This is a genomic window from Actinomadura sp. NEAU-AAG7 (assembly GCF_018603865.1).
Lineage (GTDB): Bacteria > Actinomycetota > Actinomycetes > Streptosporangiales > Streptosporangiaceae > Spirillospora > Spirillospora litoris.
On record NZ_JAHFZY010000004.1, the window covers coordinates 190573 to 207768 of the forward strand.

The following is a 17196-nucleotide window of genomic DNA, read 5'->3' on the forward strand; positions in this document are numbered from 1 at the left end:
CAGTTGCTTGACGTCAACTTCTTCGACGAGCTACGCATCGGCCTGGCGACCGCTGACGACATCCGCCAGTGGTCGCACGGCGAGGTCAAGAAGCCGGAGACGATCAACTACCGCACCCTCAAGCCGGAGAAGGACGGGCTCTTCTGCGAGAAGATCTTCGGTCCGACCCGGGACTGGGAGTGCTACTGCGGCAAGTACAAGCGCGTCCGGTTCAAGGGCATCATCTGTGAGCGCTGCGGCGTCGAGGTGACGCGCGCCAAGGTGCGGCGCGAGCGGATGGGCCACATCGAGCTGGCCGCGCCGGTCACGCACATCTGGTACTTCAAGGGCGTCCCCTCGCGCCTCGGCTACCTGCTGGACCTGGCCCCGAAGGATCTCGAAAAGATCATCTACTTCGCGGCCTACATGATCACCAGCGTGGACGCCGAGCGCCGCGACCGCGACCTGCCCACGCTGGAGGCCCACATCTCGGTGGAGCGCCAGCAGATCGAGCAGGCCCGCGACGCGCAGGTCGAGGCCCGCCAGCAGAAGCTGGAGGGCGACCTCGCGGAGCTGGAGGAGGCCGGCGCGAAGGCCGACCAGAAGCGCAAGGTGCGCGACGGCGCCGAGCGGGAGATGAAGCAGCTGCGCGACCGCGCGCAGCGCGAGATCGACCGGCTCGACGAGGTCTGGAGCCGCTTCAAGAACCTCAAGGTCCAGGACCTTGAGGGCGACGAGCTGCTCTACCGCGAGATGCGCGACCGGTTCGGCAAGTACTTCGAGGGCGGCATGGGCGCCGCGGCCATCCAGGCCCGGCTCCAGAACTTCGACCTCGACGCCGAGGCCGAGAAGCTGCGCGACATCATCCGCACCGGCAAGGGGCAGAAGAAGGCCCGCGCGCTGAAGCGGCTGAAGGTCGTCTCGGCGTTCCTCAACACCCGCAACAGCCCGCTCGGCATGGTGCTGGACTGCATCCCGGTGATCCCGCCGGACCTGCGTCCGATGGTGCAGCTCGACGGTGGGCGGTTCGCCACCTCCGACCTGAACGACCTGTACCGCCGCGTCATCAACCGCAACAACCGGCTCAAGCGGCTGCTCGACCTCGGCGCGCCCGAGATCATCGTCAACAACGAGAAGCGGATGCTGCAGGAGGCCGTCGACGCGCTGTTCGACAACGGCCGCCGCGGCCGCCCGGTCACCGGGCCGGGCAACCGCCCGCTGAAGTCGCTGTCGGACATGCTCAAGGGCAAGCAGGGCCGGTTCCGCCAGAACCTGCTGGGCAAGCGCGTCGACTACTCGGGCCGCTCGGTCATCGTCGTCGGCCCGCAGCTGAAGCTGCACCAGTGCGGCCTGCCCAAGCAGATGGCGCTGGAGCTGTTCAAGCCGTTCGTGATGAAGCGGCTGGTCGACCTCAACCACGCGCAGAACATCAAGTCCGCCAAGCGGATGGTCGAGCGGGCCCGCCCGGTCGTGTGGGACGTGCTGGAAGAGGTCATCACCGAGCACCCGGTGCTGCTGAACCGCGCGCCGACCCTGCACCGCCTCGGCATCCAGGCGTTCGAGCCGCAGCTGGTCGAGGGCAAGGCCATCCAGATCCACCCGCTCGTCTGCACGGCGTTCAACGCCGACTTCGACGGCGACCAGATGGCGGTGCACCTGCCGCTGTCGGCCGAGGCCCAGGCCGAGGCGCGGATCCTGATGCTCTCGACCAACAACATCCTGAAGCCGTCGGACGGCAAGCCCGTCACCATGCCCACCCAGGACATGGTCATCGGCCTGTACTGGCTGACGACGGAGAAGGACGGCGCCCAGGGCGAGGGCCGTGCGTTCGGCGGCATCGCCGAGGGCATCATGGCCTACGACCGGGGCGAGCTCGACCTCCAGGCGAAGATCCACATCCGGCTCAAGGACGTCCCGCCGCCGCGGGACTGGATCGCGCCCGAGGGCTATGAGCCCGGCCAGCCCTACCGGCTGGAGACCACGCTCGGCCGCGCGCTGTTCAACGAGACGCTGCCGGAGGACTTCCCCTTCGTCAACGACGAGATCGGCAAGAAGCAGCTGTCGGCGATCGTCAACGAGCTGGCGGAGACCTACCCGAAGGTCGCCGTCGCCAACGCCCTGGACGCGCTGAAGAGCACCGGCTTCCACTGGGCCACCCGGTCCGGCGTCACGATCGCGATCGACGACGTCATCACCCCGCCGAACAAGCAGGACATCCTCGGCGGGTACGAGGCGCGCGCCGACAAGGTGCAGCGGGAGTTCAACCGCGGTCTGATCACCGATGACGAGCGCAAGCAGGAGCTCATCGAGATCTGGAACCACGCGACCGCCGACGTCGCCAAGGACATGGAGCAGGCGTTCCCGAAGGCCAACCCGATCTGGATGATGATCCAGTCGGGCGCCCGGGGCAACCCGCTCCAGCTGCGGCAGATCGCCGGTATGCGCGGGCTGGTGTCGAACCCGAAGGGCGAGACGATCCCGCGTCCGATCAAGTCCTCGTTCCGCGAGGGCCTGTCGGTCGTCGAGTACTTCATCTCGACGCACGGCGCCCGCAAGGGTCTGGCCGACACCGCGCTGCGCACCGCCGACTCGGGCTACCTGACCCGGCGCCTGGTGGACGTCGCGCAGGACGTCATCGTCCGCGAGGAGGACTGCGGCACCGACCGCACGATCCCCTTCGAGGTCGCCGACCGGCTGGAGGACGGCTCGCTGGTCAAGCTGGCCACGACCGAGACCAGCCTGGTCGGCCGCACGATCGCCGAGGACGTCGAGGTCGACGGGACCGTCATCTTCCCGGCCGACACCGACCTGTCCGACGCGGTCGTGACGCGGCTGGTCGAGGCGGGCGTGGACCGCGTCCGCACCCGCAGCGCCCTGGTCTGCGAGGCCAAGATCGGTGTCTGCGCCGCCTGCTACGGCCGCTCGCTGGCCACCGGCAAGCGGGTGGACGTCGGCGAGGCCGTCGGGATCATCGCCGCGCAGTCGATCGGTGAGCCCGGCACGCAGCTGACGATGCGCACCTTCCACACCGGCGGTGTGGCCGGTGGCGACATCACGCACGGTCTGCCGCGTGTCCAGGAGCTGTTCGAGGCGCGCATCCCCAAGGGTGTCGCCCCGATCAGCGAGGTCGCCGGCCGCGTCAAGATCGACGAGACCGAGAAGGCGCGCAAGGTCGTCGTCGTCCCCGACGACGGCGCCGACGAGATCGCCTACCCGGTGCCGATGCGCTCGCGCCTGCTGGTGAAGGAGGGCGAGCACGTCGACGTCGGCCAGCAGCTCATCGCGGGTGCGATCAACCCGCACGAGGTGCTGCGCATCCTCGGCCCCCGCGCCGTGCAGCTCCACCTGGTCCACGAGGTCCAGGAGGTCTACCGGTCGCAGGGCGTGTCGATCCACGACAAGCACATCGAGATCATCGTCCGCCAGATGCTGAAGCGGGTGAACATCCTTGAGTCCGGCGACACCGAGCTGCTGCCGGGCGACCTCGTGGAGCGTCCGATCTTCGAGGAGCGCAACCGGAACGTCGTCGCCGAGGGCGGGGTGCCCGCCGCGGGCCGCCCGGTCCTGATGGGCATCACCAAGGCCTCGCTCGCGACCGAGTCGTGGCTGTCGGCGGCGTCCTTCCAGGAGACGACCCGGGTGCTCACCGAGGCCGCGATGCACGCCAAGAGCGACCCGCTGCTCGGCCTCAAGGAGAACGTCATCATCGGCAAGCTCATCCCGGCCGGTACCGGCATGCCGCAGTACCGCAACGTCCGGGTGGAGCCCACCGAGGAGGCGAAGGCGGCGGTGTACTCCGTCGGCTCCTACGACGACGGCGCCGAGTACGCCTTCGGCCAGGGCTCCGGCGAGGCCGTCCCGCTGGAGGAGTACGACTTCGGGCAGTACAACCGGTAGTTCCGCAAGGCACGGCGAGGCCGTACGGAAAGGCCGCCCCCCGCGTTCGCGGGGGGCGGCCTTTCCGCGTTGTCACAGGATGCGGGCCTGTTTCGTCCCCATGACGTGTGGGACGACGAAGAGTTGGCGAGGGAGTTCCAGGCGCTGCGCGGACGGCTCCTGGGCGTGGCCTACGGGCTCCTCGGCAGCGTGGACGAGGCGGAGGACGTGGTCCAGGAGAGCTGGCTGCGGCTCCGCTCGGCCGACCGCGCCCGGATCGAGGACCTGACCGGCTGGCTGATCGTCACGACCGCGCGGCTGGCGCGGGACGTGCTGCGCTCGGCGCGGTACCGGCGGGAGGAGTACGTCGGCCCGTGGCTGCCGGAGCCGCTGGTGACCGGTGGGCGCCCGCGCCCCGACCCCGCAGGCGGCGGCGACCCCGCCGACCGGGTGACGCTGGACGAGTCGCTCAGCATGGCCCTGCTGGTCGTGCTGGAGTCGCTCACCCCCGCAGAGCGGACGGCGTTCGTCCTGCACGACGTGTTCGGGATCGGGTTCCCCGAGATCGGCGAGGTGGTGGGCCGCGGACCGGCGGCCTGCCGCCAGCTCGCCGTGCGGGCCCGCAGGCGGATCGAGGCGCGGGCCCCGCGCTTCGAGGCGCCCCCGGACGAGCAGCGCCGCGTCCTCGCGGCGTTCGCCGCCGCCTGCCGGACCGGCGACGTCCAGGCGCTGCTGGCGCTGCTCGACCCCGATGTCGTCGTGCGCAGCGACGGCGGCGGGCGGGTGGCGGCGGCGCGCCGTCCCGTCCACGGCGCCGACCGCGTCGCCCGCTACCTGTTGGGCGTCGCCCGGTGGTACGCGGGCGACGGCGGCATCACGCACGCCACGGTCAACGGCCGCCCGGGGCTGCTCTGGGCGCGGGACGGCCATCTCCAGGGCGTCATGTCCCTCACCCTCGACGGCGGCCGGATCGTCTCCGTCGACTTCGTCCGCAATCCCGACAAGCTCGAACGCGCACGACACCTGAGAGGAACACACTGATGCCGGACGTTCTGATCCTCGGCGGCGGGTTCGCCGCCGTCTGGAGCGCCGCCGCGGCCACCCGCCTGCTGCGCGAGGAGGGCGCTGAGCGCTCCGTCACGGTCGTGGCACCCGACGACCACATGGTGATCCGGCCCCGGCTCTACCAGGCCGACCCGGGCGCGATGCGGGTCCCGCTGGACGGCGTCCTCGGGCCGATCGGCGTGGAGCGGGTGCGGGGGTACGCCACCGCCGTCCATACCGACCGGTCGGCGGTCACCGTCCGAGGGCGGGACGGGAGCGTCACCGAGCTCTCCTACCAGCGCCTCGTCCTGGCCACGGGCAGCGCGCTGGCCCAGCCGGACCTGCCCGGCGCCGAGCACCTCCACAACGTGGACACCGTCCAGGCCGCCATCGCGCTCGACGAGCACCTGCACGCCCTGCCCGAGGGCCCGGGACGCCACACGGCCGTGGTCATCGGCGCGGGCTTCACCGGCCTGGAGGTCGCGACGGAGCTGGCCGGGCGCATGCGGGCGCCGGGCGTCGCCGGGGACGCGGCGGACGGGGTCCGCGTCGTCCTCGTGGAGCGCGCCGACGTCCTCGGCCCCGACCTCGGCCCCGGCCCCCGCCCCGTCATCACCTCCGCGCTGGAGGAGCTGGGCGTCGAGGTGCGGCTCGGCGCGTCGGTGACCGAGATCACGCCGAACGGCGTCGTGCTCGGCGACGGCACGTCCATCCCGGCGAGCACCGTCGTGTGGACGGCCGGGGTGCAGGCCAGCCCGCTCACCCGCGACGTCCCGGCCGAGCGCGACCGCATCGGGCGCCTGGTCACCGACGCGTACCTGCGCGTCCCCGGGGTCCCGGGCGTGTACGCGGCGGGCGACACCGCCGCCGCCCCGGTCGAGGGCGGCAACCTCACGATGCCGAGCTGCCAGCACGCGACCCCCCTCGGCCGCCACGCGGGCCACAACGCCGCCGCCGACCTGCTCGGGCTCACGCCGGCGGAGTTCGCCCCCGACCCCTACGTGACGTGCCTGGACCTCGGCGCGGCCGGCGCGGTCTTCACCACCGGGTTCGAGCGGACGGTCGAGAGCACCGGGGAGACGGCCAAGGCCCGCAAGCGCGCGGTGAACGAGGAGTGGATCTACCCGCCGGTGCACGACGCGGAGGCGCTGCTGCGGCAGGCCGACCACCGGCTGTCCGTCCGCCGCCCGGTCGCCGCCGGCTGACCCGGCACGCCGTTTACCTGCGGTTATCTGGGTTTTCTTGACCTTTGACCGGGTTTTGCGGTGCCGTGCCCGGGGAGGGACCGGTTGCTGGCTAATCTGCGTGACGGGGAGGAAACCATATGAAACGGGTCATTACCGCAGCAGTGATCGCGATCGCGGCGACGGGGGTCGGGGCGGGAGCGGCCGGCGCCGCCCAGACGTCGCAGCCATCGCGACCAACGCAGCCGTCGCAGCAGCGCCAGGACTGCCGGACCTACTCCAGCACCACCGTGTGCGGCAAGGTCCAGCTCGACCAGAAGCAGCAGGCGTGCGCGACCTCGATGGTCCAGCAGGGGATGACCCAGCGCCGAGCCGAGGTGGAATGCCACGCGTTCGGCTGACCGTCCGCGAAGCCCGCGAAGCCCGCTTCCCCCGAGGGGGAGCGGGCTTCCGGCATTCCGGGACACCCCGAGGTCGCCATCCGGGCGCGCGGGGTGAAACGATCGAGGCTCGGTCTGCGAAGGAGGCGGGACATGGATCAGGTGCGGCTCGGCGCGACGGGAACGAAGGTCTCGCGGATCTGCCTCGGCATGATGAGCTACGGCGACCCGGGGCAGCGGGAGTGGTTCCTCGGCGAGGACGCCGCCGAGCCGATCGTCCGGCACGCCGTCGAGGCGGGCGTGACGTTCTTCGACACCGCCGACATGTACTCCACCGGCGCCAGCGAGGAGATCACCGGCCGCCTGCTGGGCCGCATGTTCCAGAACCGCGACGACTACGTCCTCGCGACGAAGGTGTACTTCCCGATGGGCCCCGGCGCCAACGAGTCCGGCCTGTCGCGCAAGCACGTGATGGCCTCCATCGACGCGTCCCTGCGGCGCCTCGGCACCGACCACGTGGACCTGTACCAGATCCACCGGTGGGACGACGAGACGCCCATCGAGGAGACCATGGAGGCCCTGCACGACATCGTGCGCTCGGGGAAGGCCCGCCACATCGGCGCGTCCAGCATGTACGCGTGGCAGTTCGCCAAGGCGCAGCACGTCGCCGAGACCCATGGCTGGACGAAGTTCGTCACCATGCAGAACCACTACAACCTCGTCTACCGCGAGGAGGAGCGGGAGATGATCCCGCTCTGCCTCGACCAGGGCGTGGGCTGCCTTCCCTGGAGCCCCCTGGCGCGCGGCCTGCTGGCGGGCAACCGCGAGCGGGGCGGCGGGCGCAACACCGTCCGCGCCAACACCGACGCCTACGCCGACCAGCTCTACGACGAGGCCGACTTCGACGTGGTGGACGTCGTCCGGCAGGTCGCCGCCGAGCGCGACGTCCCGCCCGCGCGGGTCGCGCTGGCGTGGCTGCTCGCCAAGCCCGCCGTGACCGCCCCCATCGTCGGCGCGACGAAGCTCGGCCACATCGAGGACGCGATCGCCGCCGCCGACATCCGCCTGGACGACAAGGAGATCGCCCGCCTGGAGGCCCCCTACCGTCCGCACCCGGTCTACGGGCACTCCTGACCTGCGCGGCCGGCACGGCGTCCCCGGGCAAGGAACGGTCCGGGGTCGTCCGACGTCTATCCGGGGGGTGGTGATTTGCGATTCCACCGGCTATCGGGGCAGGCTGGTGACGAGAACGCCCACGGGTGGCAAGACCGCCACGTGGGGACATCGGTGACAAGGTTCGGAGGCCGCGTTATGCGCCGCGCGTCTCCGAGCGTCCGGGTGCTGAGGAGCCCCGGGACGACGGCGCTGAAGGAGCCCGACGATGACCGAGAATGACGGCACGCAGGGACCGCAGTGGCCGTTGCCGGAGGACGAGGGCCAGCGGCCCCCGGAGCAGAACGAGCCTCCGGCCCGTCCCCTGGGTGACCGCACCGTGGTGTTCGGAGCCCCGCAACTGGGCGGCAACGCGGGCCCGCAGCAGCCCCCGCAGCCTCCGCGGCCGGAGCAGCCCGCGCACCCCACGCGGGTCGAGCAGCCGATCCAGCAGCAGCAGTACGGCGAGCAGCCCCCGGCGCCGCCCCAGCAGCCCTACAACCCGCCGCAGGAGCAGCAGTACGGGCAGCAGCAGCCCTACGGGCAGCAGCCGGGCCAGCAGCCGGGGCAGGGCGGCGGATACCAGCCGCCCGAGCCGCCCCCGTTCGGCCAGCAGCAGCCCTACGGCCAGCAGCCCGAGGACCCGTACGCGCAGCAGCAGGGCTACCCGCAGCAGCCCAGGCACGGCGCGCCCCAGGAACCGCAGCAGCAGCCCTACGGGCAGCCCGAGCAGCCGCAGTACGGCCAGCCCGAGCAGCAGCAGCCGTTCGGCCAGCCGCAGTTCGGCCAGGAGCCGCCGCCGCAGGACGCCACCGACCGCACGCTGATCGTCCCCGGGCCCGGCGCCGGTACGCCCGAGCCCGAGGCGCCGCCGCGTCCGGTGATCGACGACCAGGCCACGCTGCACTGGTCGCCGGGCACCGACATCCCGGTGGCGACCGGCCCCGAGCGCAAGCACGAGGCCCCGGCCGAGCCCTGGCAGCCCTCGCCCGCGCCGTCCGGCCCCGAGGCGTGGTCGGCGGAGCCGCCCCAGCAGGGCCAGCAGGGTCAGCAGGGCCAGGTGGACCACGAGCGGACGTTGATGGTCCCGCCCCCGGAGTCGGGCTTCGGCGCGCCGGCCGCCCCGTCCCCGGCGGAGGACCCCTACGGCCGTCCCGAGGTGGAGGACGCCAAGCCGACCCAGGCCTTCGACCCGGGCCGCCAGTCCGAGCCGCAGGGCATGGCCGAGCACACCCGCATGGACATCGGCCAGCAGCAGTGGGGCCAGCAACAGCAGCAGCCGGGCCAGCAGCAGCACGGCGGGCAGCAGCAGCCCTACAACGCCCAGCAGCAGTACGGCCAGCAGGAGCAGTACGGCCAGCAGGAGCAGTACGGCCAGCAGGAGCAGTACGGCCAGCAGGAGCAGTACGGCCAGCAGGAGCAGTACGGCCAGCAGGAGCAGTACGGCCAGCAGGAGCAGCAGCAACAGCAGTTCGGCCAGCAGGAGTTCGGCCAGCAGCAGCCCTACGGCTCCCAGCAGAACCAGGGGCAGCAGCAGCCCTACAACGCCCAGCAGCAGTACGGCCAGCAGGACCAGCAGCCGCAGTACGGGCAGCAGGACCAGCAACAGCAGCAGTACGGTCAGCCGGACCAGCAGCAGCAACAGCAGTTCGGCCAGCCCGACCAGCAGCAGTTCGGCCAGCAGCAGTACGGCGGCCAGCAGCAGCAGTACGGCGGCGCCCAGCAGCCCGCCGCCTACGGCGGCGACGAGGGCAAGGGCGGCGGCCGGAACACGCTGTGGCTGGTCATCGGCGGCGTGGCGATCGTCGTCATCCTGGTCGTGGTGGTAGTAGCCTTCGTCCTCTAGGACGGCCGGGGGCGGCGTAAAAAGTGGTCAAGATCTTCCCCAACGAGGGATGAATGGGCCACAATGCGAGAACCGCGCCGTCCCCGACACCCCACCCCGCGGGCAGCGACGCAGACGTCGCGGCCGGGTCCGAGGGCGGCCGCGAGAGAAGCGGCGCGGTGGCCTTCGGGGAGAGCGCCCAAGCCCTGACGCCCAAGGCGTCGCGTCGGGCATCATTTTGATTTTCAGCCCGCGGGTCGGTAACCTCTTCACTTGTGCCCGCTGTGCGGGCCGCTATGCGTGCGCACCGGCGAGGTCCAGTCGGCCAGGCCCAGCGCCGCATCTACTCCCCGGCTTGATCTGGCCCTGGTATGGGCCGGGCGGTCTGTGTCGGTTCTGAACGGCGCGATGCTCCGTGAGGTGGCGACACGCCCGACCGCGTGGGTCGGAGAGGTCGGGAAACCGGCAGGTCACAGCCTCGCCTGAGGTGGTGATTGCAGCATAGGACTTACCGGCTCGGTACGAGGAAGACGGAGACGCGGTGCCCACGATCCAGCAGCTGGTCCGAAAGGGCCGCCAGGACAAGGTGACCAAGAACAAGACGCCCGCGCTGAAGGAGAGCCCCCAGCGGCGGGGCGTCTGCACGCGCGTCTACACGACGACGCCCAAGAAGCCGAACTCCGCGCTTCGCAAGGTCGCCCGTGTCCGGCTGACCAGCGGGATCGAGGTCACGGCCTACATCCCCGGCGTCGGTCACAACCTGCAGGAGCACTCGATCGTGCTCGTGCGCGGCGGGCGTGTGAAGGACCTCCCCGGTGTTCGGTACAAGATCATCCGCGGGTCCCTGGACACGCAGGGGGTCCGCAACCGCAAGCAGGCGCGTAGCAAGTACGGCGCGAAGAAGGAGAAGAGCTGATGCCGCGCAAGGGCCCCGCTGGCAAGCGCCAGCTGATCGCTGACCCGGTGTACAACTCGCCGCTGGTCACCGCGCTCATCAACAAGATTCTCCTGGACGGCAAGCGTTCGATCGCGCAGAGCATCGTGTACGACGCTCTTGAGGGCGCTCGCGAGAAGACCGGCAACGACCCGGTCGTCACGCTGAAGCGCGCGCTCGACAACGTCAAGCCGACCCTGGAGGTCCGCAGCCGCCGCGTCGGTGGCGCGACCTACCAGGTGCCGGTGGAGGTGCGGCCGGCCCGCAGCACCACCCTCGCCCTCCGCTGGCTGGTGGTGTACGCGCGGCAGCGCCGCGAGAAGACCATGACCGAGCGGCTGATGAACGAGCTGCTCGACGCGAGCAACGGCCTCGGCGCGTCTGTCAAGAAGCGCGAGGACACCCACAAGATGGCGGAGTCCAACAAGGCCTTCGCCCACTACCGCTGGTAACCCCGGCGGCTTGAGAACGACGAGACGACGCGAGGACGCGAGGACACTGTGGCTACCAAAACCGGTGTAGACCTTGCCAGGGTCCGCAACATCGGGATCATGGCCCATATCGACGCTGGCAAGACCACGACGACCGAGCGGATCCTGTACTACACGGGCATCAGCTACAAGATCGGCGAGGTCCACGACGGCGCCGCCACCATGGACTGGATGGAGCAGGAGCAGGAGCGGGGGATCACGATCACCTCCGCGGCCACCACCTGCGAATGGCCCGTCGACGAGGTCAAGCACACGATCAACATCATCGACACCCCGGGGCACGTCGACTTCACCATCGAGGTGGAGCGCAACCTGCGGGTGCTCGACGGCGCGGTCGCGGTGTTCGACGGTGTCGCCGGTGTGGAGCCGCAGTCCGAGACGGTGTGGCGGCAGGCCGACCGCTACGGCGTGCCCCGCATGTGCTTCGTCAACAAGCTCGACCGGGTCGGCGCGGAGTTCCACCGCTGCGTCGACATGATCGAGAACCGGCTGAACGCGACCCCGCTCGTGCTCCAGCTCCCGATCGGCGCCGAGGCCGACTTCAAGGGCGTCATCGACCTGGTGACCATGAAGGCCCTCGTGTGGAACGAGGAGGCCAAGCTCGGCGAGATGTACGACACGGTCGACATCCCCGAGACGCACGCCGAGCTCGCGCGCGAGTGGCACGACAAGCTGGTCGAGACGCTCGCCGAGAACGACGACGAGATCATGGAGCTGTACCTGGAGGGCAACGAGCCCACCGTGGAGCAGCTGCACGACGGCATCCGGCGCGCGACGATCGCCGCGAAGCTCACCCCGGTGACCTGCGGCACGGCCTTCAAGAACAAGGGCGTGCAGCCGCTGCTGGACGCGATCGTCCGCTACCTCCCCTCGCCGCTGGACGTGGAGGCCATCGAGGGCCACGCCGTCCGCGACGAGGAGAAGGTCCTCACCCGCAAGCCGAGCGAGGACGAGCCGTTCTCCGCGCTCGCGTTCAAGATCGCCAGCGACCCGCACCTGGGCAAGCTCACCTTCGTGCGCGTGTACTCCGGTGTGCTGGAGTCCGGCGCGAACGTGATGAACTCCGTCAAGGAGCGCAAGGAGCGCATCGGCAAGATCTACCGGATGCACGCCAACAAGCGCACCGAGATCGAGCGCGCGGGCGCCGGCGACATCGTCGCGGTGATGGGCCTCAAGCAGACCACCACCGGTGAGACGCTGAGCGACGACAAGGACCCGATCGTCCTTGAGTCGATGAACTTCCCGGCGCCGGTCATCCACGTGGCGATCGAGCCGAAGACCAAGGCCGACCAGCAGAAGCTGGGCACCGCGATCCAGCGGCTGGCCGAGGAGGACCCGTCCTTCCAGGTCCGCACCGAGGAGGACACCGGCCAGACCGTGATCTCCGGCATGGGCGAGCTCCACCTGGAGATCCTCGTCGACCGGATGAAGCGCGAGTTCAAGGTCGACGCCAACGTCGGCAAGCCGCAGGTGGCCTACCGCGAGACCATCAGCCGCAAGGTCGAGAAGGTCGAGTACACCCACAAGAAGCAGACGGGTGGCTCCGGCCAGTTCGGCCGCGTGATCATCGACCTGGAGCCGCTCGGCGGCGGGTCCGACGGGTATGAGTTCGAGAACAAGGTCACCGGCGGCCGCATCCCGCGGGAGTACATCCCGTCGGTGGACGCGGGCTGCCAGGAGGCCGCCGAGTTCGGTGTCCTCGCCGGCTACCCGATGGTGGGCGTCAAGGTCACTCTGCAGGACGGCGCCTACCACGAGGTGGACTCCTCGGAAATGGCGTTCAAGGTCGCCGGTTCCATGGCGTTCAAGGAGGCCGCCCGCAAGGCGTCCCCGACGCTGCTGGAGCCGATGATGGCCGTCGAGGTCACCACGCCCGAGGACAACATGGGCGATGTGATCGGCGACCTCAACAGCCGTCGCGGCCAGGTCCAGTCCATGGACGAGCGGCACGGCATGCGCGTCATCAAGGCGCTCGTGCCCCTGTCCGAGATGTTCGGCTACGTGGGTGATCTGCGCAGCAAGACCCAGGGCCGGGCCGTCTTCACCATGCAGTTCGACTCCTACGCCGAGGTTCCCGGGAACGTCGCGCAGGAGATCATCGCGAAGGCGCGGGGCGAGTAAGCGCCGGGCCTGCCCACAGATCACACCAGACGTACATCGAAGCGGTCGTCTAGACGGCCGAGGATCGCGACAAGGAGCAACCAGTGGCGAAGGCCAAGTTCGAGCGGACGAAGCCGCACGTGAACATCGGCACCATTGGACACATCGACCACGGTAAGACCACGCTTACCGCGGCGATCACCAAGGTGCTCCACGACAAGTACCCGGACCTCAACCCCTTCACGCCGTTCGAGGACATCGACAAGGCGCCGGAGGAGCGCGAGCGCGGCATCACGATCTCGATCGCGCACGTCGAGTACCAGACCGAGGCCCGGCACTACGCGCACGTGGACTGCCCGGGGCACGCCGACTACATCAAGAACATGATCACCGGTGCGGCGCAGATGGACGGCGCCATCCTGGTGGTCGCCGCCACCGACGGCCCGATGCCGCAGACCAAGGAGCACGTGCTCCTGGCCCGCCAGGTCGGCGTCCCCTACATCGTCGTCGCGCTGAACAAGTGCGACATGGTGGACGACGAGGAGATCCTGGAGCTCGTCGAGCTTGAGGTCCGCGAGCTCCTCTCGGAGTACGAGTTCCCGGGCGACGACCTTCCGGTCATCCGCGTCTCCGCCTTCCAGGCGCTGCAGGGCGACGCCAAGTGGGGCGAGACCATCGTCGAGCTGATGGACGCCGTCGACAACAACGTGCCGGAGCCGGTGCGCGACGTCGACAAGCCGTTCCTGATGCCGATCGAGGACGTCTTCTCGATCACCGGTCGCGGCACGGTCGTCACCGGCCGCGTCGAGCGCGGTGTCGTGAACGTCAACGAGACCGTCGACATCATCGGCATCAAGAACGAGACCACCACGACCACCGTCACCGGTGTCGAGATGTTCCGCAAGCTGCTCGACCAGGGCCAGGCGGGCGACAACGTCGGCCTGCTCCTGCGCGGCATCAAGCGCGAGGACGTCGAGCGCGGCCAGTGTGTCATCAAGCCGGGCACGACCACCCCGCACACCGAGTTCGAGGCGCAGGTCTACATCCTGTCCAAGGACGAGGGCGGCCGCCACACGCCGTTCTTCAACAACTACCGTCCGCAGTTCTACTTCCGGACCACGGACGTCACCGGCGTGGTGAACCTCCCCGAGGGCACCGAGATGGTCATGCCGAGCGACAACACCGAGATGCGCGTCGAGCTGATCCAGCCCGTCGCCATGGAGGAGGGCCTGAAGTTCGCCATCCGCGAGGGTGGCCGGACGGTCGGCTCCGGTCGCGTCACCAAGGTCATCAAGTAACACCTCTCGTGGACGCGGCGGCCTGGTTCGCCGACAAACGGCTTTTGCCGGGGAGTCTGGGGGGTCGTCCCCCCAGGCGGACACAGCAACCGGGCCGCCGCGTCGCGATCACTGAAGTATCCAGCGGCACTACAGCAAAGGACACCGAGGCCACCATGGCGGGACAGAAGATCCGCATCCGGCTCAAGGCCTACGACCACGAGGTCATCGACACTTCGGCGAAGAAGATCGTTGAGACGGTGACGCGGACGGGCGCCAAGGTCGCGGGCCCGGTGCCGCTGCCGACCGAGAAGAACGTGTACTGCGTCATCCGCTCGCCGCACAAGTACAAGGACAGCCGCGAGCACTTCGAGATGCGCACGCACAAGCGGTTGATCGACATCATCGACCCGACGCCCAAGACGGTCGACTCGCTGATGCGGCTCGACCTTCCGGCCGGCGTTGACATCGAGATCAAGCTCTAAGGGACGCACCGAGAGATGAGTACGCAGAGGAAGGGCGTCCTGGGCGAGAAGCTCGGCATGACCCAGGTCTTCGACGATGAGGGCCGGATCGTGCCGGTGACCGTCGTCCAGGCCGGGCCGTGTGTCGTCACGCAGCTCCGCACCCAGGAGAAGGACGGCTACACCGCCGTCCAGATCGGGTACGGGCAGATCGACCCGCGCAAGGTGAACAAGCCGCGCACGGGCCACTTCGAGAAGGCCGGCGTCACGCCGCGCCGCTACCTCGTCGAGCTGCGTTCGGACGACACCACCGAGTTCGAACTCGGCCAGGAGATCACCGCCAGCGTCTTCGAGGCCGGCCAGAAGATCGACGTCACCGGGACGAGCAAGGGCAAGGGCACCGCCGGTGTCATGAAGCGCCACGGCTTCAAGGGCCTCGGCGCCTCGCACGGCACCCAGCGCAAGCACCGCTCCCCGGGCTCGATCGGCGGCTGCGCGACCCCCGGTCGCGTCTTCAAGGGCCTCCGCATGGCGGGACGGCACGGCAACGCCCGTACCACCGTGCAGAACCTGACCGTCCACGCCATCGACGCGGAGAAGAACCTGCTGCTCATCAAGGGCGCGGTTCCCGGTCCCAACGGCGGCGTGGTGCTGGTCCGCGACGCAGTGAAGGGGACTGGCAAGTGACTGCCAAGCTCGACATCGACCTGCCCGCCGAGGTCTTCGACGCGAAGACCAGCGTGCCGCTGATCCACCAGGTCGTGGTGGCCCAGCTGGCCGCGGCGCGCCAGGGCACACACGCCACCAAGACCCGCGGCGACGTCCGCGGCGGTGGCAAGAAGCCGTACCGGCAGAAGGGCACCGGTCGCGCCCGCCAGGGTTCGACCCGCGCGCCCCAGTTCGCCGGCGGCGGCACCGTGCACGGCCCGCAGCCGCGGGACTACACGCAGAAGACGCCCAAGAAGATGAAGGCGGCGGCGCTGCGCGGCGCCCTGTCCGACCGCGCCCGCTACGGCCGGGTGCACGTGGTCGACCACCTCATCGAGGGCGACGCCCCGAAGACCAGGACGGCGCTGACGGCGCTGCGCTCGGTCACCGAGGCCAAGCGCGTCCTGCTGGTCCTGGACCGCGAGGACGAGCTGACCTGGAAGAGCCTGCGCAACGAGCCGAGCGTGCACGTGCTCGTCTCCGACCAGCTCAACACCTACGACGTGCTGGTGAACGACGACGTCGTCTTCACGCAGAAGGCGTACGACGAGTTCATCTCGCGCGCGGCGAAGAAGTAAGGAGGGTCGCACATGAACAAGATCGCCGACCCCCGCGACATCATCATCGCGCCGGTCGTCTCGGAGAAGAGCTACGGGCTGCTGGACGAGAACAAGTACACGTTCGTCGTCCGCCCGGACGCCAACAAGACGCAGATCAAGCAGGCCGTCGAGGCCGTGTTCGGCGTCAAGGTGACCAGCGTGAACACGCTCAACCGGCAGGGGAAGCGCAAGCGGACCCGGTTCGGCTACGGCAAGCGCAAGGACACCAAGCGCGCCATCGTCAGCCTCGCCGAGGGCGAGCGGATCGACATCTTCGGCGGCACGGCCTAGTACAGGCCGGGTCGTCCCGAAGTCAGATAAAGGGATGAACGAATAAGATGGGCATCCGTAACTACAAGCCGACGACTCCGGGTCGTCGTGGCTCCAGCGTGGCCGACTTCGTCGAGATCACGCGCAGCGAGCCGGAGAAGTCGCTGCTGCGTCCGCTCCCCAAGAAGGGCGGCCGCAACAACCACGGCCGCATCACGACCCGGCACCAGGGCGGCGGCCACAAGCGCGCCTACCGCGTGATCGACTTCCGTCGGCACGACAAGGACGGCATCCCGGCGAAGGTCGCGCACATCGAGTACGACCCGAACCGCACCGCGCGCATCGCGCTGCTGCACTACGTGGACGGCGAGAAGCGCTACATCATCGCCCCCCGCGGGCTGCGCCAGGGCGACCGGGTCGAGAACGGGCCGGGCGCCGACATCAAGCCGGGCAACTGCCTGCCGCTGCGCAACATCCCGACGGGTACCGTCGTCCACGCCATCGAGCTGCGGCCCGGCGGCGGCGCCAAGATCGCCCGCAGCGCGGGCGCGGGCGTCCAGCTGCTGGCCAAGGAGGGCAAGTACGCCACGCTGCGCATGCCCTCGGGCGAGATGCGGATGGTGGACGTGCGCTGCCGCGCGACGGTCGGCGAGGTCGGCAACGCCGAGCAGTCGAACATCAACTGGGGCAAGGCCGGACGCATGCGGTGGAAGGGCAAGCGCCCGACCGTCCGCGGCGTGGCCATGAACCCGATCGACCACCCGCACGGTGGTGGTGAGGGCAAGACCTCCGGTGGCCGGCACCCGGTGAACCCGAACGGTAAGAAGGAAGGCCGCACTCGCCAGGCGAACAAGTCGAGCGACCGGCTGATCGTCCGTCGTCGCAGCAAGAAGAAGCGGTAGGAGTCGCTCGT

At 69.8% G+C, this 17196-nt stretch carries 15 protein-coding genes; all 15 read left to right on the forward strand.

Annotated features, from left to right (window positions below):
- Positions 1 to 3: 3 nt before the first annotated feature.
- The 15 genes from KLI87_RS19880 (at position 4) to rplB (ending at position 17185) form a co-directional block, all read left to right on the forward strand.
- The gene (locus KLI87_RS19880; RefSeq protein ID WP_156219788.1) at positions 4 to 3876 is read left to right on the forward strand and encodes a DNA-directed RNA polymerase subunit beta'; all 3873 of its coding nucleotides are present in this window, start codon (positions 4 to 6) and stop codon (positions 3874 to 3876) included.
- Positions 3877 to 3981: 105 nt separating this feature from the next.
- On the forward strand, positions 3982 to 4896 hold the full coding sequence (gene sigJ / locus KLI87_RS19885; protein WP_308166083.1) for an RNA polymerase sigma factor SigJ: 915 nt from the start codon (positions 3982 to 3984) through the stop codon (positions 4894 to 4896).
- Positions 4896 to 6104: an NAD(P)/FAD-dependent oxidoreductase gene (locus tag KLI87_RS19890; protein ID WP_214618228.1), complete on the forward strand. Its 1209-nt coding sequence runs from the start codon at positions 4896 to 4898 to the stop codon at positions 6102 to 6104. The genes sigJ and KLI87_RS19890 overlap by 1 nt, the downstream gene beginning before the upstream one ends.
- A 119-nt stretch (positions 6105 to 6223) precedes the next feature.
- Positions 6224 to 6484: a hypothetical protein gene (locus KLI87_RS19895; RefSeq protein WP_156219785.1), complete on the forward strand. Its 261-nt coding sequence runs from the start codon at positions 6224 to 6226 to the stop codon at positions 6482 to 6484.
- A 132-nt stretch (positions 6485 to 6616) separates the two neighbouring features.
- Entirely contained in the window at positions 6617 to 7597 is a 981-nt protein-coding gene (locus KLI87_RS19900; protein ID WP_214618229.1) for an aldo/keto reductase, read from the forward strand.
- Between the two features lie 247 nt (positions 7598 to 7844).
- A complete protein-coding gene (locus tag KLI87_RS19905; RefSeq protein WP_214618230.1) occupies positions 7845 to 9461 on the forward strand; it encodes a hypothetical protein in 1617 nt (538 codons plus the stop codon).
- A 520-nt stretch (positions 9462 to 9981) separates the two neighbouring features.
- Entirely contained in the window at positions 9982 to 10356 is a 375-nt protein-coding gene (rpsL, locus tag KLI87_RS19910) for a 30S ribosomal protein S12 (protein ID WP_030176166.1), read from the forward strand.
- Positions 10356 to 10826, forward strand: coding sequence for a 30S ribosomal protein S7 (gene rpsG / locus KLI87_RS19915; protein ID WP_021597494.1), 471 nt, complete (start codon positions 10356 to 10358; stop codon positions 10824 to 10826). The genes rpsL and rpsG overlap by 1 nt, the downstream gene beginning before the upstream one ends.
- A gap of 48 nt (positions 10827 to 10874) precedes the next feature.
- Positions 10875 to 12986: an elongation factor G gene (gene fusA, locus KLI87_RS19920; RefSeq protein WP_214618231.1), complete on the forward strand. Its 2112-nt coding sequence runs from the start codon at positions 10875 to 10877 to the stop codon at positions 12984 to 12986.
- 83 nt (positions 12987 to 13069) lie between these two features.
- Complete coding sequence (gene tuf, locus KLI87_RS19925; RefSeq protein ID WP_214618232.1) at positions 13070 to 14263, forward strand: elongation factor Tu; 1194 nt, start codon at positions 13070 to 13072, stop codon at positions 14261 to 14263.
- Between the two features lie 155 nt (positions 14264 to 14418).
- On the forward strand, positions 14419 to 14727 hold the full coding sequence (gene rpsJ / locus KLI87_RS19930) for a 30S ribosomal protein S10 (RefSeq protein WP_018657599.1): 309 nt from the start codon (positions 14419 to 14421) through the stop codon (positions 14725 to 14727).
- A 15-nt stretch (positions 14728 to 14742) separates the two neighbouring features.
- A complete protein-coding gene (gene rplC / locus KLI87_RS19935; RefSeq protein WP_156219778.1) occupies positions 14743 to 15393 on the forward strand; it encodes a 50S ribosomal protein L3 in 651 nt (216 codons plus the stop codon).
- Complete coding sequence (rplD, locus tag KLI87_RS19940; RefSeq protein WP_214618233.1) at positions 15390 to 15992, forward strand: 50S ribosomal protein L4; 603 nt, start codon at positions 15390 to 15392, stop codon at positions 15990 to 15992. Before rplC ends, rplD begins: the two co-directional genes overlap by 4 nt.
- Before the next feature lie 12 nt (positions 15993 to 16004).
- The gene (gene rplW / locus KLI87_RS19945) at positions 16005 to 16304 is read left to right on the forward strand and encodes a 50S ribosomal protein L23 (protein ID WP_156219776.1); all 300 of its coding nucleotides are present in this window, start codon (positions 16005 to 16007) and stop codon (positions 16302 to 16304) included.
- 47 nt (positions 16305 to 16351) lie between these two features.
- The gene (gene rplB, locus KLI87_RS19950) at positions 16352 to 17185 is read left to right on the forward strand and encodes a 50S ribosomal protein L2 (protein WP_156219775.1); all 834 of its coding nucleotides are present in this window, start codon (positions 16352 to 16354) and stop codon (positions 17183 to 17185) included.
- The last annotated feature ends 11 nt before the right edge of the window (positions 17186 to 17196 follow it).

What these genes read in the sequence shown, in the direction of transcription:
- KLI87_RS19895 (WP_156219785.1), top strand. Translation starts at nt 6,224, where the DNA reads ATGAAACGGGTCATTACCGCAGCAGTGATCGCGATCGCGGCGACGGGG.
- rplC (WP_156219778.1), top strand. Translation starts at nt 14,743, where the DNA reads ATGAGTACGCAGAGGAAGGGCGTCCTGGGCGAGAAGCTCGGCATGACC.
- rplB (WP_156219775.1), top strand. Translation starts at nt 16,352, where the DNA reads ATGGGCATCCGTAACTACAAGCCGACGACTCCGGGTCGTCGTGGCTCC.
- rplW (WP_156219776.1), top strand. Translation starts at nt 16,005, where the DNA reads ATGAACAAGATCGCCGACCCCCGCGACATCATCATCGCGCCGGTCGTC.
- KLI87_RS19890 (WP_214618228.1), top strand. Translation starts at nt 4,896, where the DNA reads ATGCCGGACGTTCTGATCCTCGGCGGCGGGTTCGCCGCCGTCTGGAGC.
- rpsJ (WP_018657599.1), top strand. Translation starts at nt 14,419, where the DNA reads ATGGCGGGACAGAAGATCCGCATCCGGCTCAAGGCCTACGACCACGAG.
- KLI87_RS19905 (WP_214618230.1), top strand. Translation starts at nt 7,845, where the DNA reads ATGACCGAGAATGACGGCACGCAGGGACCGCAGTGGCCGTTGCCGGAG.
- KLI87_RS19900 (WP_214618229.1), top strand. Translation starts at nt 6,617, where the DNA reads ATGGATCAGGTGCGGCTCGGCGCGACGGGAACGAAGGTCTCGCGGATC.
- rpsG (WP_021597494.1), top strand. Translation starts at nt 10,356, where the DNA reads ATGCCGCGCAAGGGCCCCGCTGGCAAGCGCCAGCTGATCGCTGACCCG.